Genomic DNA, 18,603 nt, shown 5'->3' with positions numbered 1-18,603 from the left:
GGTTAGGGGTTAGGAATCGAGCTTCAGGGATAAGGTGCCAGGGAGCGGGTGCCAGGAATCAGGTTTCAAGCTCAAGAGCTTATCCAATCCTCAACCCCTAATCCCTGTCCCCTGACCTCTAGCCCCTGACTCCTGACCCCTACAAAATCTCGATGCCATCCAGGCGGCGCAAATCTCGATCGACCTCAAACCAGAGGGCGCGATTGCGCGGGTCGGTGCGGAGGGCTTTGTTGAGGTAGGTGCGGGCCTTTTCGGGCTGCTTCAGGTCTACCAAGTGGCGACCCCAGCGCTGATAGGCGATCGCCAGCCATTGGCGCACCTCCAGGTCGTTGGGCAACCGCTGGGCCAGCCCTTCAACCAGCGCGACAGCGCGGGGATAGCGCTGCTGCCGCAACAACTGCTGGAGGCGGCTATAGACATGCTCTTTGAGCTGATGATCCGTCGGCGAGGCATCCGGGCTGCGCTGAATCGGCGGGCGCTTGCGAATGCCAGAGCCAGACTGTGCGGTGGGACTCCGCTGGGTCTGGGCTTTTTGGGCGGAGGAGGGCGATGTGGCTTTTGGCGAGGCTGTGGATGGGGAAGCATCGGCTGCGCTTGGTGCGGGTCGCGGCGGGGCAGGCAGAGGGCGATCGCCCATGCCCGTCGGACGCACCAACTCCATGAGTTGCCGATAGGCCGCATTCACCTGGATGAACTGCTCTGCCTGCTGAGCGCTCCCCGGATTCAGGTCGGGATGATATCGCCGCGCCAGCCGCCGATAGGAAGACTTAATCTCCTCGTAGGTGGCGCTGCTTCTCAGTCCCAAAATCCGATAGCACTCAGCAAGGTTCATCAACAAGGCTCATCAACCGGGCGATCGCCTCAAGCGTTCCACGTTAGCGTTCTACACTTAGCGTTCCAAGTGTAATCGTTCGCTCCTAGAAATTTCAATTTTGAATAATTTTGAATAATTCAAATCTCAACTTTGAGCGCTCGCATCCGTAATCACTCGGTCAATCAAGCCGTATTCCACCGCCTCTTGCGCCGACATAAAGTAGTCGCGATCGGTATCTTTCTCAATCTGCTCCACAGTCTTGCCCGTATGCAGCGCCATCATCTCATTGAGTTCCTGGCGCACCCGCAAAATCTGCCGCGCTTCGATTTCGATATCGGTGGCCTGACGACGACCCGTTCCGCCCAGCGGCTGGTGAATCATGATCCGCGCATGGGGCAGCGCCAGTCGCTTACCCTTTGCGCCCGCCGTCAGCAAAAACGCGCCCATCGAGGCCGCCAGCCCCACGCAAATCGTCACCACTTCCGACTTGATGTGCTGCATGGTGTCGTAGATCGCCATGCCTGCTGTCACCGAGCCGCCCGGTGAATTGATATAAAGATAGATGGGCTTCGTGTTGTCGTCCGAATCGAGATAAAGCATGTAGGCGACAATCGCATTTGCAATGCCGTCGTCTACCTCTTCTGCTAGAAAAATAATCCGCTCCCGAAACAGCCGCTCGTAGATGCTGATCCACTGCTCAAAAGAACTGCCAGGGAGGCGATAGGGGACGCTAGGAATTCCAATTGGCATAGGTCTTTGAAGGGGTGAAAGGGTATGTAATGGGAATCTACAGGAGGGGGGTGTTGGAACTGGGGAAGGATTCGGTCGAGAGCCTCATGAATCCCCTAGCGCCCAACTCCTGCTCCTGCCAGCTTCGGGCTTTCTAGTACCAGGTCGATTAGTCCGTACTCTTTTGCCTGAGTCGGCGTGAGATAAAACATCCGATCCATGTCCTCATGAATGCGCTCAAAAGGCTGTCCGGTGGTTTCCGAGAGCAGTTCTATGACGATACGCTGCTTGTTCAGCACTTCCTTTGCATTAATCTCGATGTCGGTTGCCTGGCCGCGAGAGCCGCTTTGGGGATGGGCGAGGGCGATCATGGTATGCGGCAGGCTGGCGCGTTTGCCCTTCGTGCCCGCCGACAGCAGCACCGTCGCCATGCCAAAACACTGACCCATACAAATGGTGAGAATGGGTGCCTTGATGTGCTGCATCGTGTCATAGATGGCAAGTCCAGCATTAATCGACATCATGCCAATTGCCATCGATCCCATGCCCGCCATCAGCGGATCGCCCAGCGAGTTGATATAAAAGTAAATCGGCTTGCTCTGGTCTTGCGAGTCTAGGTACAGCAGCGCCGAAATGATGGAATTGGCGAATCCGTCGGTAATGGGCTGGTTGAGAAAGATAATCCGCTCCTGGCTCATGCGGGTGTAGATGTTGATCCACTGCCAGTAGGGACTACCGGGGATGTTGTAGGGAACACGGAGGACGGGATCTACAGACATGGAAAAGACTGTGAGTTGGAGGGATGTAAGGATGACAGATAGAGCGATGAAAGCGGGGAAGCCCTGGAATATCAGCGATTCCCATCCTCACCGCACGTCTCATCATCTTGTTAATGCGACTTGTTGAGACTTCTAGGTCAGCGCTGGAACCTGTTTAGGCAATTCCTTGGCGCTTTCGAGAACGCGATCAATCAGCCCGTATTCCTTGGCTTCGTAGGGGTTCATGTAGAAGATGCGGTCGGTGTCCTTGGCAATTTTCTCGACGGGTTGACCTGTATTGCGGGAAAGGATTTCTAGGGTGGCCTGCTTGTTAATCAGCACTTCGCGGGCGCGGATCTGGATGTCGGTTGCCTGGGCCTGGCCCATGCCCGTGCGGGGCTGATTCAGCACGATGGTGGCATGGGGCAGGCTGGCGCGGAAGCCTTTAGTGCCAGCGGACAGGATCATCGCCGCCGTACCCATTGCCTGGCCAATGCAGATAGTGTGGACCGGAGGTTTGACGTAGGAAATGGTGTCGCAGATGGCGAAGGCTTCGGTTTCGTAGCCGATCGCGTCGTTGGTATACCAGGAGGTGCCTGTCGAGTTGATGTAAAAGTAAATGGGCTTTTCAGGGTCGTCGAACTGGAGGTAGAGGAGTTGCGCGATGATCAGCTTGGTCACATCGACCCCTAACTGGCGCTTGAGGTCGTCTGACGAGACCAGCGGCAGCCCCAGGTAAATGATGCGCTCTTTGAGCAGTAGCGAGGGTAGGTCAGGCGGGGGTGTGCGATAGGCAGCATCCCCGTAGTAATAGTTGGACTGAACGGCCTTAATCGATGAACTCATAGGGTCAAACTCGCCTGGACGCTTGCCGAAACGGTTGGCGTGTGAACTTGCGGGAGGACTTACGCCTGAATTAGCGTATGAACTGCGCTGTTTCTACGAACGCCGCTTATACCATAGTAGCGTGAGGGGCATCGCAGCGGTCGAGAGGGCTGGCCCATCAGGGGTTTGGGAAAAGCGTGAGAAGATTGGGGCAGTTTACGGAATCGGGAATGGGGGCGTTGGAGTATTGAAGAGGCAGAACATAAAAATACAGCGTTTTGGAAGCGAGTGAGGTTTGCAGGGGGTTACGAAACCGGACTGCGAAACCTTTGTCTTTTAGGGCAAGGGCGTACCTCACCTTGCAAGGGAATGCTGCGGGTTCTCGACGTATTCCTTCTCAACACATTCTCTTAGACTGGAGCCTGGGGCTATGAAAGTGGGTCTGCAAGCGTCGCTGAGTGATGCCAATTTGGATGTGGCGCAGGTGAGCAGTCAGCGGCAGTTGGCAATTTCGATGTCGGCGATCGCCGCTTCGTCCGGTCGCACGGCACCGCTGAACCTTTGCTTGATTTTGGATCACAGTGGCTCGATGAACGGTCGCCCAATGGAAACCGTCAAGCAGGCGGCGCTGAAAATTGTGGATAGCCTGTCGCCGGGCGATCGCCTCTCGATCGTCGTTTTTGATCACAAAGCCAAGGTGCTAGTGCCCAACCAGGTGATCGAAAACCCAGTGGGCATCAAGAGCGAAATTAGCAAACTCAAAACCAGCGGCGGCACCTGCATCGACGAAGGAATGCGGCTGGGCATTGAAGAACTGGCCAAGGCGAAAAAAGACACGATTTCTCAGGCGTTTTTGCTGACGGATGGCGAAAACGAACACGGCGACAACGATCGATGTCTGAAGCTGGCGCACCTGGCAGCGGAATATAACCTGACGCTGAATACGCTGGGCTTTGGCGACCACTGGAACCAGGACATTTTGGAACAGATTGCCGATGCAGGCGGCGGTGCGTTGACCTATATCCAGACTCCAGAAGACGCGCTGCTGGAGTTTACGCGCCTGTTTAGCCGGGTGCAGTCTGTTGGGCTGACGAATGCCTATCTGCTGCTGAGAATGATGCCCGGTGTGCGGCTGGCAGAGCTAAAGCCTGTGGCGCAGGTGGTGCCCGAAACGGTAGAATTGCAGCCGATTCAGGAGGCGGGGCAGGTGTCGGTGCGCTTGGGTGACCTGATGGTAGACTCGCCGCGTGTGGTGTTGGCAAACCTGTATGCTTCGCAGCTTCCCGTGGGGCGGCATCCGCTGGTGCAGGTGCAGGTGCGCTACGATGACCCGGCGCAGAATTTGGAGAGCGTGCTGAGCGATCCGGTGATCGTTGAAGCGAGCGTGGTGACCACATTCCAGCCAGCGCCCGACCCGCAGGTGCAGCAGCATGTCCTGGCACTAGGCAAATATCGCCAGACCCAGATCGCTGAGCAAAAGCTGCAACAGGGCGATCGCGCTGGGGCGGCTACCATGCTGCAATCTGCTGCCAAGACTGCGCTGCAAATGGGCGACCAGACGGCTGCCACTGTACTGCAAGAAAACGCCACCCGCCTGCAAGAGGGCGAGGAACTGTCGGAGAGCGATCGCAAAAGGACTCGGATCGTCTCCAAAACCACGTTGCAGTAGCGATAATGGAGAGCAAGCTGGGCTAGGCCGAGAGGCTACTCCTGGCAAGTTTCAAGTGTTTCTACATGATGGAAAACTTGGAGGGCGATCGCCCTACGGCTGAACCCAACCCCGCTGCTGGCGCGACAGCAATTATGGCACCCTCGCCGAGCGCCACGGTTCAGATTCGCAACCTCAACTATTTTTTTGGCCAGGGCGAACTCCAGAAGCAGGTTCTTTACGACATCAACCTCGACCTGCTGCCGGGGCAAATTGTCATCATGACCGGCCCATCCGGCTCCGGCAAAACCACGCTGCTGACGCTGATCGGCGCACTGCGAACCGTGCAAGATGGCAGTCTCAAGGTGCTGGGGCGCGAACTGGTGGGCATGGGCCGGGGGCAACTCGTGGAAGTGCGACGCAATATCGGCTTTATCTTTCAGGCCCACAACCTGTTTGATTCGCTCACTGCGTCTCAGAATGTAGAGATGGCAGTGGAACTAATGTCCAACTGGCGTACCAAGCGAGAGCAAGCCGTTGCCATGCTGACCCGGTTGGGTCTGGGAGAACGGGTCGATTACAAACCCCGCGCCCTCTCTGGTGGGCAAAAGCAGCGAGTGGCGATCGCCCGTGCCCTGGTCAACCAGCCAAACCTCATCCTGGCAGACGAACCCACCGCCGCCCTCGACAAAAAAAGCGGCCGCGAAGTCGTAGAACTGATGCAGCAGTTGGCCAAAGAGCGAAACTGCACGATTTTGATGGTGACCCACGACAATCGCATCCTTGACATTGCCGATCGCATCGTCAGCTTGGTCGATGGGCGACTCGAAAGCGACGAAGACCTGACACACTTCATGGAAAGTCATGATCCCCGGACACTTGATCGGCGGATGTTCATGACGCTTTAGGGTTAGAGTTCAAAAGTTTGTGGGGGTAGAGATTTCAGGGAAACCCCAGAGCGATAGCGATTTGGGCCCAAAAAAAGCCCTCCAGACAGGAGGGCATAGGTAACTTGGCTCAAATCGTGCGTTGTAACGAGGCTTGGAGCACAGGTCGGCTGGCGATCGCCTCATTTGACCCCGGTGGACAGTGAGGAGAGACACGTAACCACCGCAGAATAACCATCGCAAAAGCCCGACCGACCCCAGCCCCTACCTAACCCCTGATCCCCCAAATAACCCGGGAACTCGCGCGTGCTGTAGTCCACTTCCGTGGCGGTGATGGAGGCGGCGAGCTGCTCGAAAGACTCAGAATTCCAGTTTCGTTCGTGGATTGGCTTGGACTGTTCGCCCCGGAAATACGCTTGGGTTCCAATGACTGAAGCGGCGACCCAGGCGATCACAAATAGTGCAATTAGAAGCGTCATAACAGCCTCCCGTGTTGGCTTGTTTCAATCTGTAAATAAATATAACAAAATATTTCAAAGTATTGCAATTTCTCCGCGAGTGTGGGTAGCCGTACTCGTGGATTCGTCCTCGGAACCTGGCCCTAGCGGGCGAACCCAAAAACTTTCGGGTGTAAACCCGATTGGTATACCGCTTTGCAGTAAAATGACCTTCGGTCTGTGGAAAACTCTCTTCTGCTCCGGCGCACTGCGAACCGGCCCGGCGTTTTCCCGTCCAAAGATTCTGGGGTCCTTGGGGCGATCGCCCATGACGGGTTCAAAACCAGAGCAACTCGCCCGTTGAGGAGAGTAAACCTGCGTCTAAACTGCATCTGAACGCCTCATTCGGTTGCCTTCACCCCTCAGCGCTTCACAACCTTGTACGGGTTTCGGTTTCGCGTTTGCTTTTGGCTCGTCTTTCAAACTGTCTACACTGTTCTATCAACACTGTTCTCTCAACCTGTCAGCCCATCATCATGTCTAAGGTTCTTGTTTCCGACCCAATTGATCAAATCGGAATTGACATCCTCTCGCAGGTTGCTCAGGTCGATGTGAAAACCGGGCTGTCTCCTGACCAACTGGTGCAGATCATTCCCGACTACGACGCGCTGATGATTCGTTCCGGCACGCGCGTTACTCAGGAAATCATCGAAGCAGGCACTCAGCTCAAAATCATTGGCCGTGCAGGCGTGGGTGTGGATAATGTCGATGTGCCTGCGGCGACTCGTCGCGGCATCCTCGTGGTCAACTCGCCCGAAGGCAACACCATCGCCGCAGCAGAACACGCCCTAGCGATGATGCTGGCCCTGTCGCGTCATATCCCTGCTGCTAATCAATCGGTGAAGGCGGGCGAGTGGGATCGCAAGAGCTTCACAGGGGTCGAGGTCTACAAAAAAACGCTGGGGATCGTTGGGCTGGGCAAGATCGGCTCCCATGTGGCGAAAGTGGCGCGGGCAATGGAGATGCGCCTGCTAGCTTACGACCCATTCCTCTCTAGCGAACGCGCCGAGCAGATGGGCTGCCATTTGGTGGATCTGGATCTGCTGCTGCGCGAGTCGGACTATATTACGCTGCACCTGCCCAAAACGCCAGAAACCCAGCACATGATCAACGCTGAGTCGCTGGCCAAGATGAAGCCTACGGCTCGTATTATCAACTGCGCGCGGGGTGGGATCATTGATGAAGAGGCCTTGGCGATCGCCCTCAAGGAAGGCAAAATCGCCGGAGCCGCCCTGGATGTCTACGAATCAGAACCGCTGGGCGAGTCAGCATTGCGGGCCCTCGGCAAAGAAGTTATTCTCACGCCCCACCTCGGTGCGTCTACTGAAGAAGCCCAGGTCAACGTGGCGATCGACGTAGCCGAGCAAATCCGCGATGTGCTGCTGGGGCTGCCTGCCCGCTCGGCGGTCAACATTCCGGGTTTGCGGCCCGACCTGCTGGAAAAACTGCGCCCTTACCTGCAACTGGCGGAAATCTTGGGCAATCTGATCAGCCAGCTCACGGGCGGCCGCGTCGAGTCGCTGAACGTGCGGCTTCAGGGTGAACTCGCCAGCAACGAGAGTCAGCCCGTCGTGGTGGCCGCGCTAAAAGGTCTGCTGTCCACTGCGCTGCAAGAGCGGGTCAACTACGTTAACGCCAGCATCGAAGCCAAGGAGCGGGGCATTCGCGTGGTAGAAACCCGCGATGCGGCGGTGATTGATTACACAGGTTCTCTGCGCCTGTCGGCTAGTGGCCCCAACGGCGAACACACCGTCACGGGTGCGCTCCTAGGCGACAACGAAATTCGCATCACCAATATTGACGACTTCCCAATCAACGTGCCGCCCAGTCGCCATATGCTGTTCACGCTGCACCGCGACATGCCGGGGATCATTGGTAAGCTAGGTTCTCTCTTGGGAAGCCTGAACGTCAATATTGCCAGTATGCAGGTCGGCCGCAAGATTGTGCGGGGCGATGCGGTGATGGTGCTAAGCCTGGACGACCCCTTGCCAGACGGCATTCTCGACGAAATTACTCAGGTTCCCGGCATCCGCGATGCCTATACGGTGACGCTGCCTACGTCTTAGCGCTGGTTTGAGGCGTTAGTTTCGGCTGATTCTTCGGGCGCAACGGGCGCAACAAATCAGCCTTTCGGCCAGCTTTCACACCCTGACCCCTTATGTCCACCTGGTGGGAAATTCAAGTGCTGTGCGATCCGGCAGCCGAAGACCTGGTGTCTTGGCGGCTTGAGGAGTTTGGCTGCAAAGGCACGGCGAGTGAACGCAAGGAGTTCGGTGTGCTGGTGCGCGGCTACCTGCCGCAGACTCAAGCTGAGTTGCTGGATCTGTCGGCGCTGGCGCTGCGGCTGAAGCAGGATGCCCTCTGTGCTGGGGTGGCGGTGCCTGTAGTACAGTGGCAGATGATTGATGAAGAAGACTGGTCGAGTAGCTGGAAGCAGTATTGGCATCCGCAGGAAGTGGGCGATCGCCTCTTGATCAACCCTGCCTGGCTGCCTGTCCCCGCGCAGGGCGATCGCATTGTGCTGCAACTTGACCCTGGGGTTGCTTTTGGCACGGGGGCCCACGCCACAACGCAGCTTTGCCTAGAGGCGCTGGAAATGCGGATCGAGGGGCCATCGGATATCACCCTTGCCGACATTGGCTGCGGCTCTGGCATTCTTTCTATCGCAGCGCTGCTGCTGGGAGCAAAGCAAGCCTACGCGGTGGATACTGACCCGTTGACGATTGACTCCACCAACGCCAGCCGAGAGCTAAACGGCATCGCGCCAGAGCGTCTGATCGTCGAACTGGGCAGCCTGGATCACCTCACCCAAATGCTGCCCGCCCCCGTCGATGGGTTTGTGTGCAATATTCTGGCAGAAGTGATTCTTGACCTGATCCCCGGTTTTGGGGCGATCGCCAAACCCAGCACTTGGGGCGTTCTCAGCGGCATCTTGCTAGATCAGGTGAAGCCCATTGCTGACTCGCTCGAAGCCAACGGCTGGATCGTTGCCACGCTCTGGCGCAGGCAGGACTGGTGCTGCTTAAATATTCGGCGATCGTAAGGCTGCATGATAGGGTGATGGCGTGATGCAAGCAAGATAACGCGGCTGATATCAGTCCGCCTGTGGCACCACAGGGGAGATGGCTGGAAGCCCTGCTGACACCTTGCTGACCCAAAATCGCAAATCCAAAATCGCAAATCGACATGAGCCAGAATGGCTGAGCGGATTCAGAAAATTTTGTCTCAATATGGCATTGCTTCGCGCCGCCAGGCAGAGCAAATGATCCTGGCGGGGCGGGTGCGTCTGAATGGGCAGGTGGCGACATTGGGTCAGGTGGCGGATCTGACGGGCGATCGCCTAGAAGTAGACGGCAAGCTGCTAAACGCCCAGGCCCGTCCAGACCTGCTTTATCTGCTGCTGCATAAGCCGATGGGTGTAGTCTCCACTTGCCACGATCCGCAGCAACGGCGCACGGTGCTAGACCTGTTGCCAGAGCATTTGCGCCAGAGCCGTGGGCTGCACCCCGTGGGCCGCCTGGATGCCAATTCCACCGGAGCGCTGCTGCTGACCAACGACGGTTCCCTGACCTTTCCCCTCACCCATCCGTCTCACCACATTCCCAAGGTGTACGAAGTGTGGGTTGCTGGCCGCCCCAGCGCGGAGACTTTGCAGCGATGGCGAGGCGGCGTGCTGCTAGACGATCGCCCAACCCTGCCCGCCGAAGTCACGCTCCTCGATGCTCGACCGAACAAAACCCTGCTGAAAATCGTCTTGCATGAAGGGCGGAATCGACAAATCCGCCGCGTCGCTGAGCAGTTGGGGCATCCTGTAATGTCGCTCCATCGAGTGGCGATCGGGCCGATTTCGCTGGGAGATTTGCCTCCCGGACGCTATCGAAACCTGACCTCAAAGGATCTGGATTTTCTCCGAGCGCAGGCTGGTAACTTCGCCAAACCCCCTTCAGACCCGTAGGATTTTGAAGTAATATGCTCTTATCTGTGTCGCCCTCTTTTGGGGGTTTAGAGTCTGGCTTTTTGAGGATGATGCTGAGCTTGTGCGGCCGACCAATCATCAAAATCATGTCTCATCAGGTCATGTCGTCTCAACAGGTCACGTCACAGTGAGGAGCGTAAGGTGCTGGATGCTATGAGCAAGGGTCTTTCTCCACTAGAGCAAGAGCAAATCCTGAAGCTTGAAGAGTTGGGCTATGAGTTGCACCAGCTTCGGGAGCAGCAGATGCTCTCGATCGACCAGATTTCTGCCCAGACAATGATTCAGCCGCGAGTGATTCGCGCGATCGAATCTGGCAATTTTAAGGAGCTTCCTGAAGGGGTCTATATCCGGGGCTTTTTGCGGCGTTATGCGGATGCGCTGGGGCTAGACGGGCACGCCCTGGCAAACGAGTTCCCATTGGAGCCGCAAAATGCTGAAATTCAGCCGTCCTGGCAGGAAACGCCGGAGGCACAATTGCGTCCGCTACACCTGTATGTTGCTTATGTGGGGCTGATTGCAGCGGCGATCGCCGGCCTGTCCTACGTCTGGAGCCGTTCTACCACGCCGATTACGGCGAATCAGCCCTCTCCTGTCCCCTCGCTCATCGCCTCGCCCTCGCCGACTGCTGCCAGCCCTGCCGCCCAGCCTGGACAATCGCCCACTACACAGGCGATCGCCGCCAGCCCTTCTCCCAGCCCGTCGCCTGCCGTACCCGCCAAGCCTGTTCGCGTGGAAATTACGCTGCGGGAGCAATCCTGGCTGCGGGTGACCGTGGACGGACGCACCGATTTTGAAGGCATGATGCAGGCCGGCACGCAGCGCAGTTGGGCAGCCGACCGGGAAGTTCGCATCCGCGCTGGCAACGCGGGCGGTGTGCTGGTGTCCTACAATGAGCAGGAAGCAAAGCCCATCGGTCAGCCTGGAGCCGTTCAGTCCATCGTCTTTCCGCCATCGCCGGGCCAAGGCAGCACCCAAGCCTCTTCAAATGCTCAGGCTAACTAGCTTTGCCCAGCCCTAGTTCCTGCATTGCGGTTACTTGCATTGTGGTTATGGGTTTTGGGTGCCGCGGTGACGGCATTTGCGGCGCAGGAGTTTTGACCTCTGGCGGTCGATTTTTGTGGATGTCGATCTTTGTAGATAAGGGTGTAGATAGTAGATAAGGGTGTGAGTGAAAGGGGCGTCAATGAGGGTCGGGCTGACCAGGCTCTATTTCGTGTCGGGCTTCACGATCCTGTTTTGAAGGAGGTTTGGGGGCGCGGCCGTAGAGTTCGACCAGCGCCAAAAGGCGATCGCCCAATTCTTCAGTTAAAACCTCGGCTCGGTAGCGCCAGTCCCAGTTGCCATCGGGCTTGCCGGGATAGTTCATGCGAGCCTCAGTGCCCAGGCCCAGCAGGTCTTGCAGCGGGAAAATGGCCTGGTTAGCCACCGAGGGCCATGCCCAGACGAATCAGATCCCCAGTGGATGCCCTCTTCCGACACACAGCCCAGATAGCGAATCAGGCGATCGCGCTCATATTCTGACAGTTCGCTAAACCAGCCCTGGGTGGTGTCGTTGTCATGAGTGCCTGTGTAAACGACGCAGTTGCGCTCAAAATTGAACGGCAGAAACGGATTATCAGCACCGCCACCAAAGGCAAATTGCAGAATTTTCATACCAGGAAACTCGAAGCGATCGCGCAACTCTTCCACATCAGGCGTAATTACCCCCAGGTCTTCTGCCAAAATCGGCAGATGCCCCAGTTCCGCTGCCAGCGTCTCAAAAAACGCCGTGCCCGGTGCATCAATCCACTCGCCGTTCATCGCAGTCTCCTCGCCCTGGGGCACGGCCCAGTAAGCGCAAAAGCCCCGAAAATGGTCGATGCGGACGATATCTACATAATCTAGCGTGGAACGAAATCGCTGGAGCCACCAGCCAAAGCCCGCCTCTTCCAGCGCCCTCCCAGTGATAAATTGGGTTGCCCCCAGAGTTGCCCCCGTCTCGCTAAAGTAATCTGGCGGCACGCCTGCCATCAGCGCGGGTTCGCCTGTTTCTGGGTCAAGGTGGAAAAATTCGGGAAATGCCCACACGTCTACGCTGTCGTGCGCCACATAGATGGGGATGTCGCCAATGATGCGGATGCCCAGATCATTTGCGTAGTCGCGCAGCGTAGACCACTGGCGGAAAAACTCGAACTGCAAATACTTATGCTGAAAGATCTCTTCGCTGAGCTTGAGCCGCCACTCGGCCAGCGCTGCTGAATCGCGACGGGCGATCGCCTCATCCCACTGGTGCCAGCTAAGGCCGCCCTGAGCCTCCTTCAGCGCGATGAACAGCGCATAGTCATTCAGCCAAAAGGCGCGGCTGGCGCAAAACGCATCGAACTCCATGCGCTGCTCTACCGTGGCGTGTTCCTTAAAGCGCTGGGCTGCCTTTAGCAACAGCGGCATCTTGGTTTCAATCACCCGGTCATACTCGACTCGCTCAGCGGGAAAATCGGGCAAGTTTGCCAGGTCTTCATCCGTCAGCCAGCCCTCGTGATAGAGGCGATCAGGGCTGATTAGCAGCGGATTGCCTGCCATCGACGAAAAGCACATATAGGGCGAGTTGCCATGCCCCGTCGGCCCCAGCGGCAACACCTGCCAAAACTGCTGCCCGCTGCGCTGCAAAAACTCGACAAACCGATAGGCGCTGTCTCCAAGATCCCCAATTCCATAGCGGCTGGGAAACGACGTGGGGTGCAGCAAAATACCACTAGAACGGGGAAACGGCATGGTTGACCAAAAGCTCCCAAACCCAAGGGCTTCAAACCGCGCATCGTCAGCGCTTGTAATGCTTAGACTGTAGCACGGGCGATCGCCCAGAACTGTTCTCAATGCTCTGTCTCAGGGCTAAATTTTGGCGCTTTGCAAGACGGATTAAGACCAGAGACTATATCAATATCAATTCTCGATTTTGGATTGCCCGTCAATCAAGTTGTTAAATCAAGTCGTTAAATCAAGCTAAAAATCCGTCACCAGGGCTAGCGTTTTACTCCAATCTGATTTAGTATATTTGTACTAAATTTGGTGAGGCGACATGGCACGACGACCCCAATACCCGCCCGATTTTGCTCAGATGGACTTGCTGTGGAATTTAACGGCTGATTCAGAACGGGCTGACTCGAACCAATGGATCGAAACAGAAATCGACATGCCCGAAGACCCAGCACTGCTACAAAACCTGGAGCTAGAAGCGATGAAACTGGAAGAGATGGAACTAGACCTGATGGAAGAATGGACGACCGAAACTGCCGATGCTTGGGTCGAAGAAACGCGCCAGTTGTTTGAGCATGAAGGGTCTGATGAGGCGCTGTACGAGCGCGTGGTGCAGGCAATTTACGTGCTGTGCGATCGCATTCGGAGAGAAGATACTGATCTTTAGCTGATCCTTAGTAGACCTCTTGCACAAATGCTTTTCTAAGAGCATGAATCGTTGGACAGCACCGCCGCCCAACGATTCACACAAGGGAATCGGCAAAGTTGCACATTGTGTTAATCAGGAAGTGTTAATCAGGAAGTGTTAATCAGGAAGTGTTAATCAGGAAACGCAAAGCCCTGTCTGGGGTCGCGAATAAACAACCCCAGCGTCAGCGTATTCATGACCACGTCCCAAACGGGTGTGAGCCGCTCGGCATCGTCTACCCAATAGTCGAAGGTGATTAGGCACTGCACCCCTGACCCCAGCCCGATGCAGGTGCGCGAGTAGGCTTCGCGATTTTCCTGCGAATCGAGAAACTTGAACTCTGTCCAGACGATCCGGGCGGTTTGTCGTTTGAGGCTGACAATCTCGCCCTTTTCTAAAATGTTGCGCTCGTCTTTTTCGACTAGTTCCTTCATCACGCTGACCAGCGGAAACAGCGTCCAGTCGCCCTCTGGGAGCAGGTTATAGGACACCTCCAGGCGGCAGTTGTCGTTCGGCGGCTTGCCGTCAAAAAACTTGAAGGATTTTTCATCTGGCTCGAAGATCCAATCTTCGGGAACGTCGAACCGCACGGCACCGCGTCCAGCTACGAAAATGTTGTAGCCATCTTGCGATTTCCAGTTGTGGTTTTCGGGCAGGCTGAGGGTTTCTTTCACCCATTTCAGATCGTGCTTTGGTTTCTTTGCCATGAAGACCTTTGGGAGCGTTTTTCTGACGAGCGATATTTTCTAGGCATTTTCTAGGCTACTTCTTGGGCTGCGTTTGTAAGACGCGCCAGCACACCAGCAGCGCCAGGGAGATATAGCCAAGGACAGCGAGCCAATCTAGCCAGGTCGAGTCAAGCGAGGTCAAGCGAGGTCGAGGGGATCGAAAATGTGAGAGTTTGGGGCGATCGCAGGATAGCGCAAAAAGCTCGAAAATATCACTAAAAAATATCACTAAGTTTTGCGATAGGTTTTGCTACTTAGGGCGATTGGGTTGAGGATGGAGGTTTGAGGATGGAGGGCGATCGCCCGATTCCAGGCTTGCTCTATGCCCTTCTCAACCCTTTGCACCCTAGCTCCCAAGCCCTTTTGCACCCCGCACGGTCATATAGACTGCCAGGGCAATCAGGAAGGATTTGAACAGCCGATTCACAGTTTGATCGGACAGCTTAGGCAGAAGGCGCGTGCCGACCTGAGCGCCGACGATGCCGCCCAGCCCCAGACAAACCCCCGCAATCCATAGCACGTTGCCGTTATACGCATGTTGCGCTAGTCCTGAAATGGCAATCGGTACGATCGCCCCCAGGCTGGTTCGCACCGCAGACTTGATTGTTTCGCCCAGAAACAGCGTTTGCAGCGGTACCATGACCACGCCACCCCCCACCCCAAAGAGGCCAGAGAGAATTCCGGCGAGGAGGCCGATTCCAGCGATGGGCGGGAGAGCATTGGCAGGGGTCGAAACGGGTGCTGAAACTGTTTCGGGGGCTGGAATTTTGAGATGGCGCTCTTTTTGGGCGAGCTTGCGGCGGAGATCCATGAGGTAGATCGTGACCAGCAGCAGCACGGCGAAGGCAAGCGATAGGGAGGCATCGGGAAGGCGATCGCCCAGCCACGCCCCAACCTGCGCCGTCACCATGCCAAACACCGCCAGCAGCAGAGAAACGCGCCAGTTCAGTGTACCCGTCCGCAGGTTTTGGTAGCTCCCTGACAAAGCACTCAGCAGCACACCAACCAGACTCGTCGCTGTTGCTTGCACCAGCGGCAGCCCAAAAAACGTGAGCATCGGCACCATAATCAGCCCGCCGCCAATGCCCAGCAGCCCCGACAGGGTGCCCGTCATTGTGCCCACTAAAAACAAAACCAACCAGCCCACGGGAGTACCTAACATAGCGCTCGATGGATTGCAGCGGCGAATCAGCCCCAAGTAGCCGCAAATCGACAACTGATTCTGCGCCATTCTCCTATTTCGCGCGGCTAGACGCAAACGTTTTGGTTCAATCTTGGTTCAATCGCCCCCTTGGTTCCCCAAAACAAAAACGGCGACACTTGATGCCGCCGTCTTTCCTAAGCGATGCAAGGTAGGTTCACTTCGGCGTTCAGAGAAGGGCGATCGCCAATTTCATGCTGCCTATCTCTAATTCCCGGACTAAGCGCTGATGGTTGCCGCAGGCTTATAGGACATCTCCTCGCGCACCGCCACCATTGCAGCCACTAGGCGATCCATTTCCTCGCGGGTGTGCAGCGCGTTGGCCGTGATCCGCAGACGAGGCTTGGCAATGTACCAGATGGGCGAAACCCAGATACCGTGGTTGGTCACGAGCGATCGCGCAAAGTCCTTTGGATTCAGATCCGGCGGCAGCAGCACTGGCAGCACGTTGGTTTCGCCAATCGCCAGAAAATCGTTCTCTGCCAGACGGCTCCGCAGATAGCGCGTGTTGTCATGCAGGCGCTGCACCAGTTCGGGATGCTGGCGCACTTGGCGCACCGCTTCCAGAGCAGCCGCGGTCAGTGGGGGTGCCAGAGAGCAGGTGCCAATCGAAGAAGGTGACACATTCAGCAGCGGCTTTAGCTCTGCCACCGGGCTGCTGATGGCGGCACCCACCGACGCGCCAAACTTCGAGAAGGTGGTCATGATCAGCGGCGTTACGCCCTTATCCAGCGCATCTTGCGGCAAAATTCCAAAGTGTTCGTAGATGCCGCGACCCGTTGCGCCGATTGAACCGCTGGCGTGGGCTTCGTCCATCACCAGGGTGGTGTCTTCATACTTCGACATAATATCGATCATGTCGGGTAGGGGCGCGATGTCGCCATCCATCGAGAACACCGCGTCGGAGACGACCCAAAATGCGATCGCCCCGGCTTGGCGTAGCGCTTCAGCTTGCGGGCAAAGTCCTCCATGTCGCAGTGGCGATAGGCCCGCACGCGCACCGCAGGGCTGTGGCCAAACAGCTTGCCCGACCGAGTGCCCGCATTGGCGATCGCCGACACGATGCAGCCGTGATTCAGCACGTCGGTCATGATCAGCGTCTCGCGGGTGTTTTGGAACCCTGGCACCGGAATCGCCTGATGGCAAAACGCATCCATTAGCGCTTGCATGGCCATCCACGCATTCAAAAACAGTTGCGTATAGCCTAGATGCTTAAAGGCGGAGACTTCATCTTCTAGCTGGCGGTGCAGATCGATTCGTCCGCTCAGCACCGAGGTCGAACTGTTCGACGTGCCAAATTGCAGAATTGCGTCGATAGCAGCCTGCTTGACCGCAGGGCTTTGCACCAGACCCAGCACATCGTTTGTGCAGAAGGTCAACACCATGCGGCGACGGCCCGTATCGGCCTCTTCAATTTCTACCAGGTTGCCCTGTTTGCGATGGCAGATATATTCATCCGGGTCTAGCCCGCTCTCATACCAGCGCTGAACGTATTCCTTGATAACTTGCACAGTAAACTCCCCTCACCTAACTGAATTGAGTAGCGTATCTCTTCTAGCCCCTCGGATGATTAGACTTGGCTTAACTCATTGCTGCTGAATCCATGCTGCTAAGTTCATGCTGCTAAGTCCATTGGCGCTATATCGACACTCATGAAACCTGGTTGAGCTTTTGGGTGAATTCTCGACCTCTGGCGCTGCTCCGGCGGCGCTTTTTGATAATTACAATAAGAGTTTTCCTTTACTCTGCCAGAAGAAGATTAATCCATGTCTTGAGATTGTTACAGTTCACCCCTCCCATTGGAAGTGTCCACCGAACGCCTTGCCGAGTCTGCCAAAACAGGCTCAGGCTGCGGCATTTCTCCTTCACTACTGGCTGCTACATCTGCTGGGGCGATCGCTCCAGAAAGTGCCTCAGAGAATCCCTGAGACCGTTGCAGAAACTGCTCATACTGCCGCAAAAAGACACGCTGGAGCGCAATGATCGCTGGATTGATTTCCACGTAGCGCCGCTTGGGATCTGACGTGAAAACCCGCTGCTCGCTCTCCATCATCTCCACATCTTGCAGGAGAAATTTCATCAACACAAACCGCCGCACAAACAGCATCAGCGGCTTGCGGATGGGACGCACCAACCACTGCGGCAGGGGCAGCTTGAGGAACAGGATCGAGAAGGAGCGAGTTTCCTTTGGCCCCACGGGCAACCGATTAAGGTAGAGCGAGGACACGCTCTCCAGCGAACTGGTGTAATGCGGATATTGGTAATGAACCGAGACGATGCGAGTGGTTTTGCCGCCGTCTTCGCTCAGCCCCAGCACCTTCGTCATCCAGCCTTCGTAGTTCACCTCATACTCTGCCAAAACGGAATTGGGCGACTCCTTTAGCTTGAGCAATTTCGGGTCGTACCAGCCCTGGAGATTTTCGTGCAGATAGCCGTGAAACACATCCATCGTGTTCTCGTTGCAAATCGAGAAATGGGCGTGGAAATGTCCCGGAATGGGGATTTGAAAATAGGCAGGGTCGTCGTATTCCGGCATATAGGGCATGGCGACCTGTTCCGCTAGGGACGGATCACCCGGAAACACCCAGAGAATGCCATAGCGCTCTCGCGTTGGGTAGCTGCGGGCTTGGGCGCAGGGCAGTTTTTGATTGGGTGGCAGATAGGGAATGTGGGCGCATTGTCCGTCTGAGTTGAATTCCCAGCCGTGATAGGGGCACACCAGGCGATCGCCCTTGACTTTGCCCTTGTGTAGCTCTACCCCTTTGTGCGGGCAGGCATTCTCCATCGCGTAGACCTGGCCATCGGGGGTGCGGTAGAGGGCGATCGCCTGCTGCCAGACCACCACCTGCGCCACCTGACCCGGCTGCAAATCTTCAGCCCAGTAAACGGGATACCAGTAGTTGGGGTTGATGCCGACCTCACGCACCGCGTTGTGGACGGTATGCCCCCTCAGTGTTGTTGCTAATTCCATCGAGCTTTCTGATACGTGAATCGAACTCGAACGCGCTTCCAAAGAGGTTGTTGTTTTAAGTGATCCAGCCATTGCTGCTGAAATTTCGGCAAGTCTCAGAACCCTGCGCCAGACTCTACGCACCGGAACTGTGAAACCCGCCACGCTG

The 18,603-nt window shown here is 56.4% G+C and carries 20 protein-coding genes; 8 read left to right on the top strand and 12 right to left on the bottom strand.

Annotation, left to right across the window (positions count from 1 at the left end; translation table 11 throughout):
- Window positions 1–139: 139 nt before the first annotated feature.
- The 4 genes from O77CONTIG1_RS16970 to O77CONTIG1_RS16955 form a co-directional block, all read right to left on the bottom strand.
- Window positions 140–832, bottom strand: a complete 693-nt coding sequence (locus O77CONTIG1_RS16970; protein ID WP_068512873.1) for a J domain-containing protein — start codon at window positions 830–832, stop codon at window positions 140–142.
- A 126-nt stretch (window positions 833–958) separates the two neighbouring features.
- The gene (locus tag O77CONTIG1_RS16965; RefSeq protein ID WP_068512870.1) at window positions 959–1,564 is read right to left on the bottom strand and encodes an ATP-dependent Clp protease proteolytic subunit; all 606 of its coding nucleotides are present in this window, start codon (window positions 1,562–1,564) and stop codon (window positions 959–961) included.
- A 95-nt stretch (window positions 1,565–1,659) separates the two neighbouring features.
- Window positions 1,660–2,322, bottom strand: a complete 663-nt coding sequence (locus O77CONTIG1_RS16960) for an ATP-dependent Clp protease proteolytic subunit (protein ID WP_068512867.1) — start codon at window positions 2,320–2,322, stop codon at window positions 1,660–1,662.
- A 132-nt stretch (window positions 2,323–2,454) separates the two neighbouring features.
- Entirely contained in the window at window positions 2,455–3,147 is a 693-nt protein-coding gene (locus O77CONTIG1_RS16955) for an ATP-dependent Clp protease proteolytic subunit (protein WP_068512864.1), read from the bottom strand.
- A 409-nt stretch (window positions 3,148–3,556) separates the two neighbouring features.
- Here O77CONTIG1_RS16955 and O77CONTIG1_RS16950 point away from each other — a divergent pair, with 409 nt between their 5' ends.
- Both O77CONTIG1_RS16950 and O77CONTIG1_RS16945 read left to right on the top strand, forming a co-directional pair.
- Window positions 3,557–4,795 (top strand): vWA domain-containing protein, encoded by a 1,239-nt coding sequence (locus tag O77CONTIG1_RS16950; RefSeq protein WP_068512860.1) that lies wholly within the window; start codon window positions 3,557–3,559, stop codon window positions 4,793–4,795.
- 134 nt (window positions 4,796–4,929) lie between these two features.
- The gene (locus O77CONTIG1_RS16945) at window positions 4,930–5,682 is read left to right on the top strand and encodes a DevA family ABC transporter ATP-binding protein (RefSeq protein WP_068516760.1); all 753 of its coding nucleotides are present in this window, start codon (window positions 4,930–4,932) and stop codon (window positions 5,680–5,682) included.
- Between the two features lie 161 nt (window positions 5,683–5,843).
- On the opposite strand, the gene O77CONTIG1_RS24770 is transcribed toward O77CONTIG1_RS16945, so the two are convergent.
- Window positions 5,844–6,140 (bottom strand): photosystem II protein, Psb35-related, encoded by a 297-nt coding sequence (locus O77CONTIG1_RS24770; protein ID WP_156435396.1) that lies wholly within the window; start codon window positions 6,138–6,140, stop codon window positions 5,844–5,846.
- 184 nt (window positions 6,141–6,324) lie between these two features.
- Between O77CONTIG1_RS24770 and O77CONTIG1_RS24765 the strand changes: the two genes are divergently transcribed.
- The 5 genes from O77CONTIG1_RS24765 (at window position 6,325) to O77CONTIG1_RS16920 (ending at window position 11,136) form a co-directional block, all read left to right on the top strand.
- Window positions 6,325–6,462, top strand: coding sequence for a hypothetical protein (locus O77CONTIG1_RS24765; protein ID WP_156435393.1), 138 nt, complete (start codon window positions 6,325–6,327; stop codon window positions 6,460–6,462).
- A gap of 172 nt (window positions 6,463–6,634) precedes the next feature.
- Window positions 6,635–8,224 (top strand): phosphoglycerate dehydrogenase, encoded by a 1,590-nt coding sequence (gene serA / locus O77CONTIG1_RS16935; protein ID WP_068512857.1) that lies wholly within the window; start codon window positions 6,635–6,637, stop codon window positions 8,222–8,224.
- Between the two features lie 92 nt (window positions 8,225–8,316).
- On the top strand, window positions 8,317–9,201 hold the full coding sequence (gene prmA, locus O77CONTIG1_RS16930; protein ID WP_068512854.1) for a 50S ribosomal protein L11 methyltransferase: 885 nt from the start codon (window positions 8,317–8,319) through the stop codon (window positions 9,199–9,201).
- Between the two features lie 153 nt (window positions 9,202–9,354).
- The gene (locus O77CONTIG1_RS16925; RefSeq protein ID WP_068512851.1) at window positions 9,355–10,113 is read left to right on the top strand and encodes a pseudouridine synthase; all 759 of its coding nucleotides are present in this window, start codon (window positions 9,355–9,357) and stop codon (window positions 10,111–10,113) included.
- 174 nt (window positions 10,114–10,287) lie between these two features.
- The gene (locus O77CONTIG1_RS16920) at window positions 10,288–11,136 is read left to right on the top strand and encodes a helix-turn-helix domain-containing protein (protein ID WP_068512848.1); all 849 of its coding nucleotides are present in this window, start codon (window positions 10,288–10,290) and stop codon (window positions 11,134–11,136) included.
- Window positions 11,137–11,314: 178 nt separating this feature from the next.
- On the opposite strand, the gene O77CONTIG1_RS28090 is transcribed toward O77CONTIG1_RS16920, so the two are convergent.
- Both O77CONTIG1_RS28090 and malQ read right to left on the bottom strand, forming a co-directional pair.
- Window positions 11,315–11,560: a 4-alpha-glucanotransferase gene (locus O77CONTIG1_RS28090; protein ID WP_286132375.1), complete on the bottom strand. Its 246-nt coding sequence runs from the start codon at window positions 11,558–11,560 to the stop codon at window positions 11,315–11,317.
- Window positions 11,497–12,987 (bottom strand): 4-alpha-glucanotransferase, encoded by a 1,491-nt coding sequence (malQ, locus tag O77CONTIG1_RS16915; protein ID WP_286132374.1) that lies wholly within the window; start codon window positions 12,985–12,987, stop codon window positions 11,497–11,499. The genes O77CONTIG1_RS28090 and malQ overlap by 64 nt, the downstream gene beginning before the upstream one ends.
- A 202-nt stretch (window positions 12,988–13,189) precedes the next feature.
- On the opposite strand from malQ, the gene O77CONTIG1_RS16910 reads away from it, so the two are divergent.
- Window positions 13,190–13,534 carry a hypothetical protein gene (locus O77CONTIG1_RS16910; protein ID WP_068512845.1) on the top strand — a complete coding sequence of 115 codons (345 nt, stop codon included), beginning with the start codon at window positions 13,190–13,192 and terminating at the stop codon, window positions 13,532–13,534.
- A gap of 152 nt (window positions 13,535–13,686) precedes the next feature.
- Here the strand turns inward: O77CONTIG1_RS16910 and O77CONTIG1_RS16905 are convergent, their stop codons facing one another.
- The 5 genes from O77CONTIG1_RS16905 to O77CONTIG1_RS16890 form a co-directional block, all read right to left on the bottom strand.
- Window positions 13,687–14,262 carry a hypothetical protein gene (locus tag O77CONTIG1_RS16905; RefSeq protein WP_068512842.1) on the bottom strand — a complete coding sequence of 192 codons (576 nt, stop codon included), beginning with the start codon at window positions 14,260–14,262 and terminating at the stop codon, window positions 13,687–13,689.
- 367 nt (window positions 14,263–14,629) lie between these two features.
- Window positions 14,630–15,445: a sulfite exporter TauE/SafE family protein gene (locus O77CONTIG1_RS16900; protein ID WP_068516757.1), complete on the bottom strand. Its 816-nt coding sequence runs from the start codon at window positions 15,443–15,445 to the stop codon at window positions 14,630–14,632.
- 258 nt (window positions 15,446–15,703) lie between these two features.
- Window positions 15,704–16,372: an aminotransferase class I/II-fold pyridoxal phosphate-dependent enzyme gene (locus O77CONTIG1_RS28085; protein WP_286132373.1), complete on the bottom strand. Its 669-nt coding sequence runs from the start codon at window positions 16,370–16,372 to the stop codon at window positions 15,704–15,706.
- Window positions 16,339–16,995 (bottom strand): hypothetical protein, encoded by a 657-nt coding sequence (locus O77CONTIG1_RS28080; RefSeq protein ID WP_286132372.1) that lies wholly within the window; start codon window positions 16,993–16,995, stop codon window positions 16,339–16,341. Before O77CONTIG1_RS28080 ends, O77CONTIG1_RS28085 begins: the two co-directional genes overlap by 34 nt.
- Window positions 16,996–17,264: 269 nt before the next feature.
- Window positions 17,265–18,455 carry an aromatic ring-hydroxylating dioxygenase subunit alpha gene (locus tag O77CONTIG1_RS16890; protein ID WP_084782784.1) on the bottom strand — a complete coding sequence of 397 codons (1,191 nt, stop codon included), beginning with the start codon at window positions 18,453–18,455 and terminating at the stop codon, window positions 17,265–17,267.
- Between the last annotated feature and the right edge of the window lie 148 nt (window positions 18,456–18,603).

It is taken from the genome of Leptolyngbya sp. O-77, from assembly GCF_001548395.1.
Taxonomy (GTDB): Bacteria; Cyanobacteriota; Cyanobacteriia; order Elainellales; family Elainellaceae; genus Thermoleptolyngbya.
The sequence above is the reverse complement of the archived record's forward strand: the minus strand, read 5'-3'. Positions and strand labels throughout refer to the sequence as shown.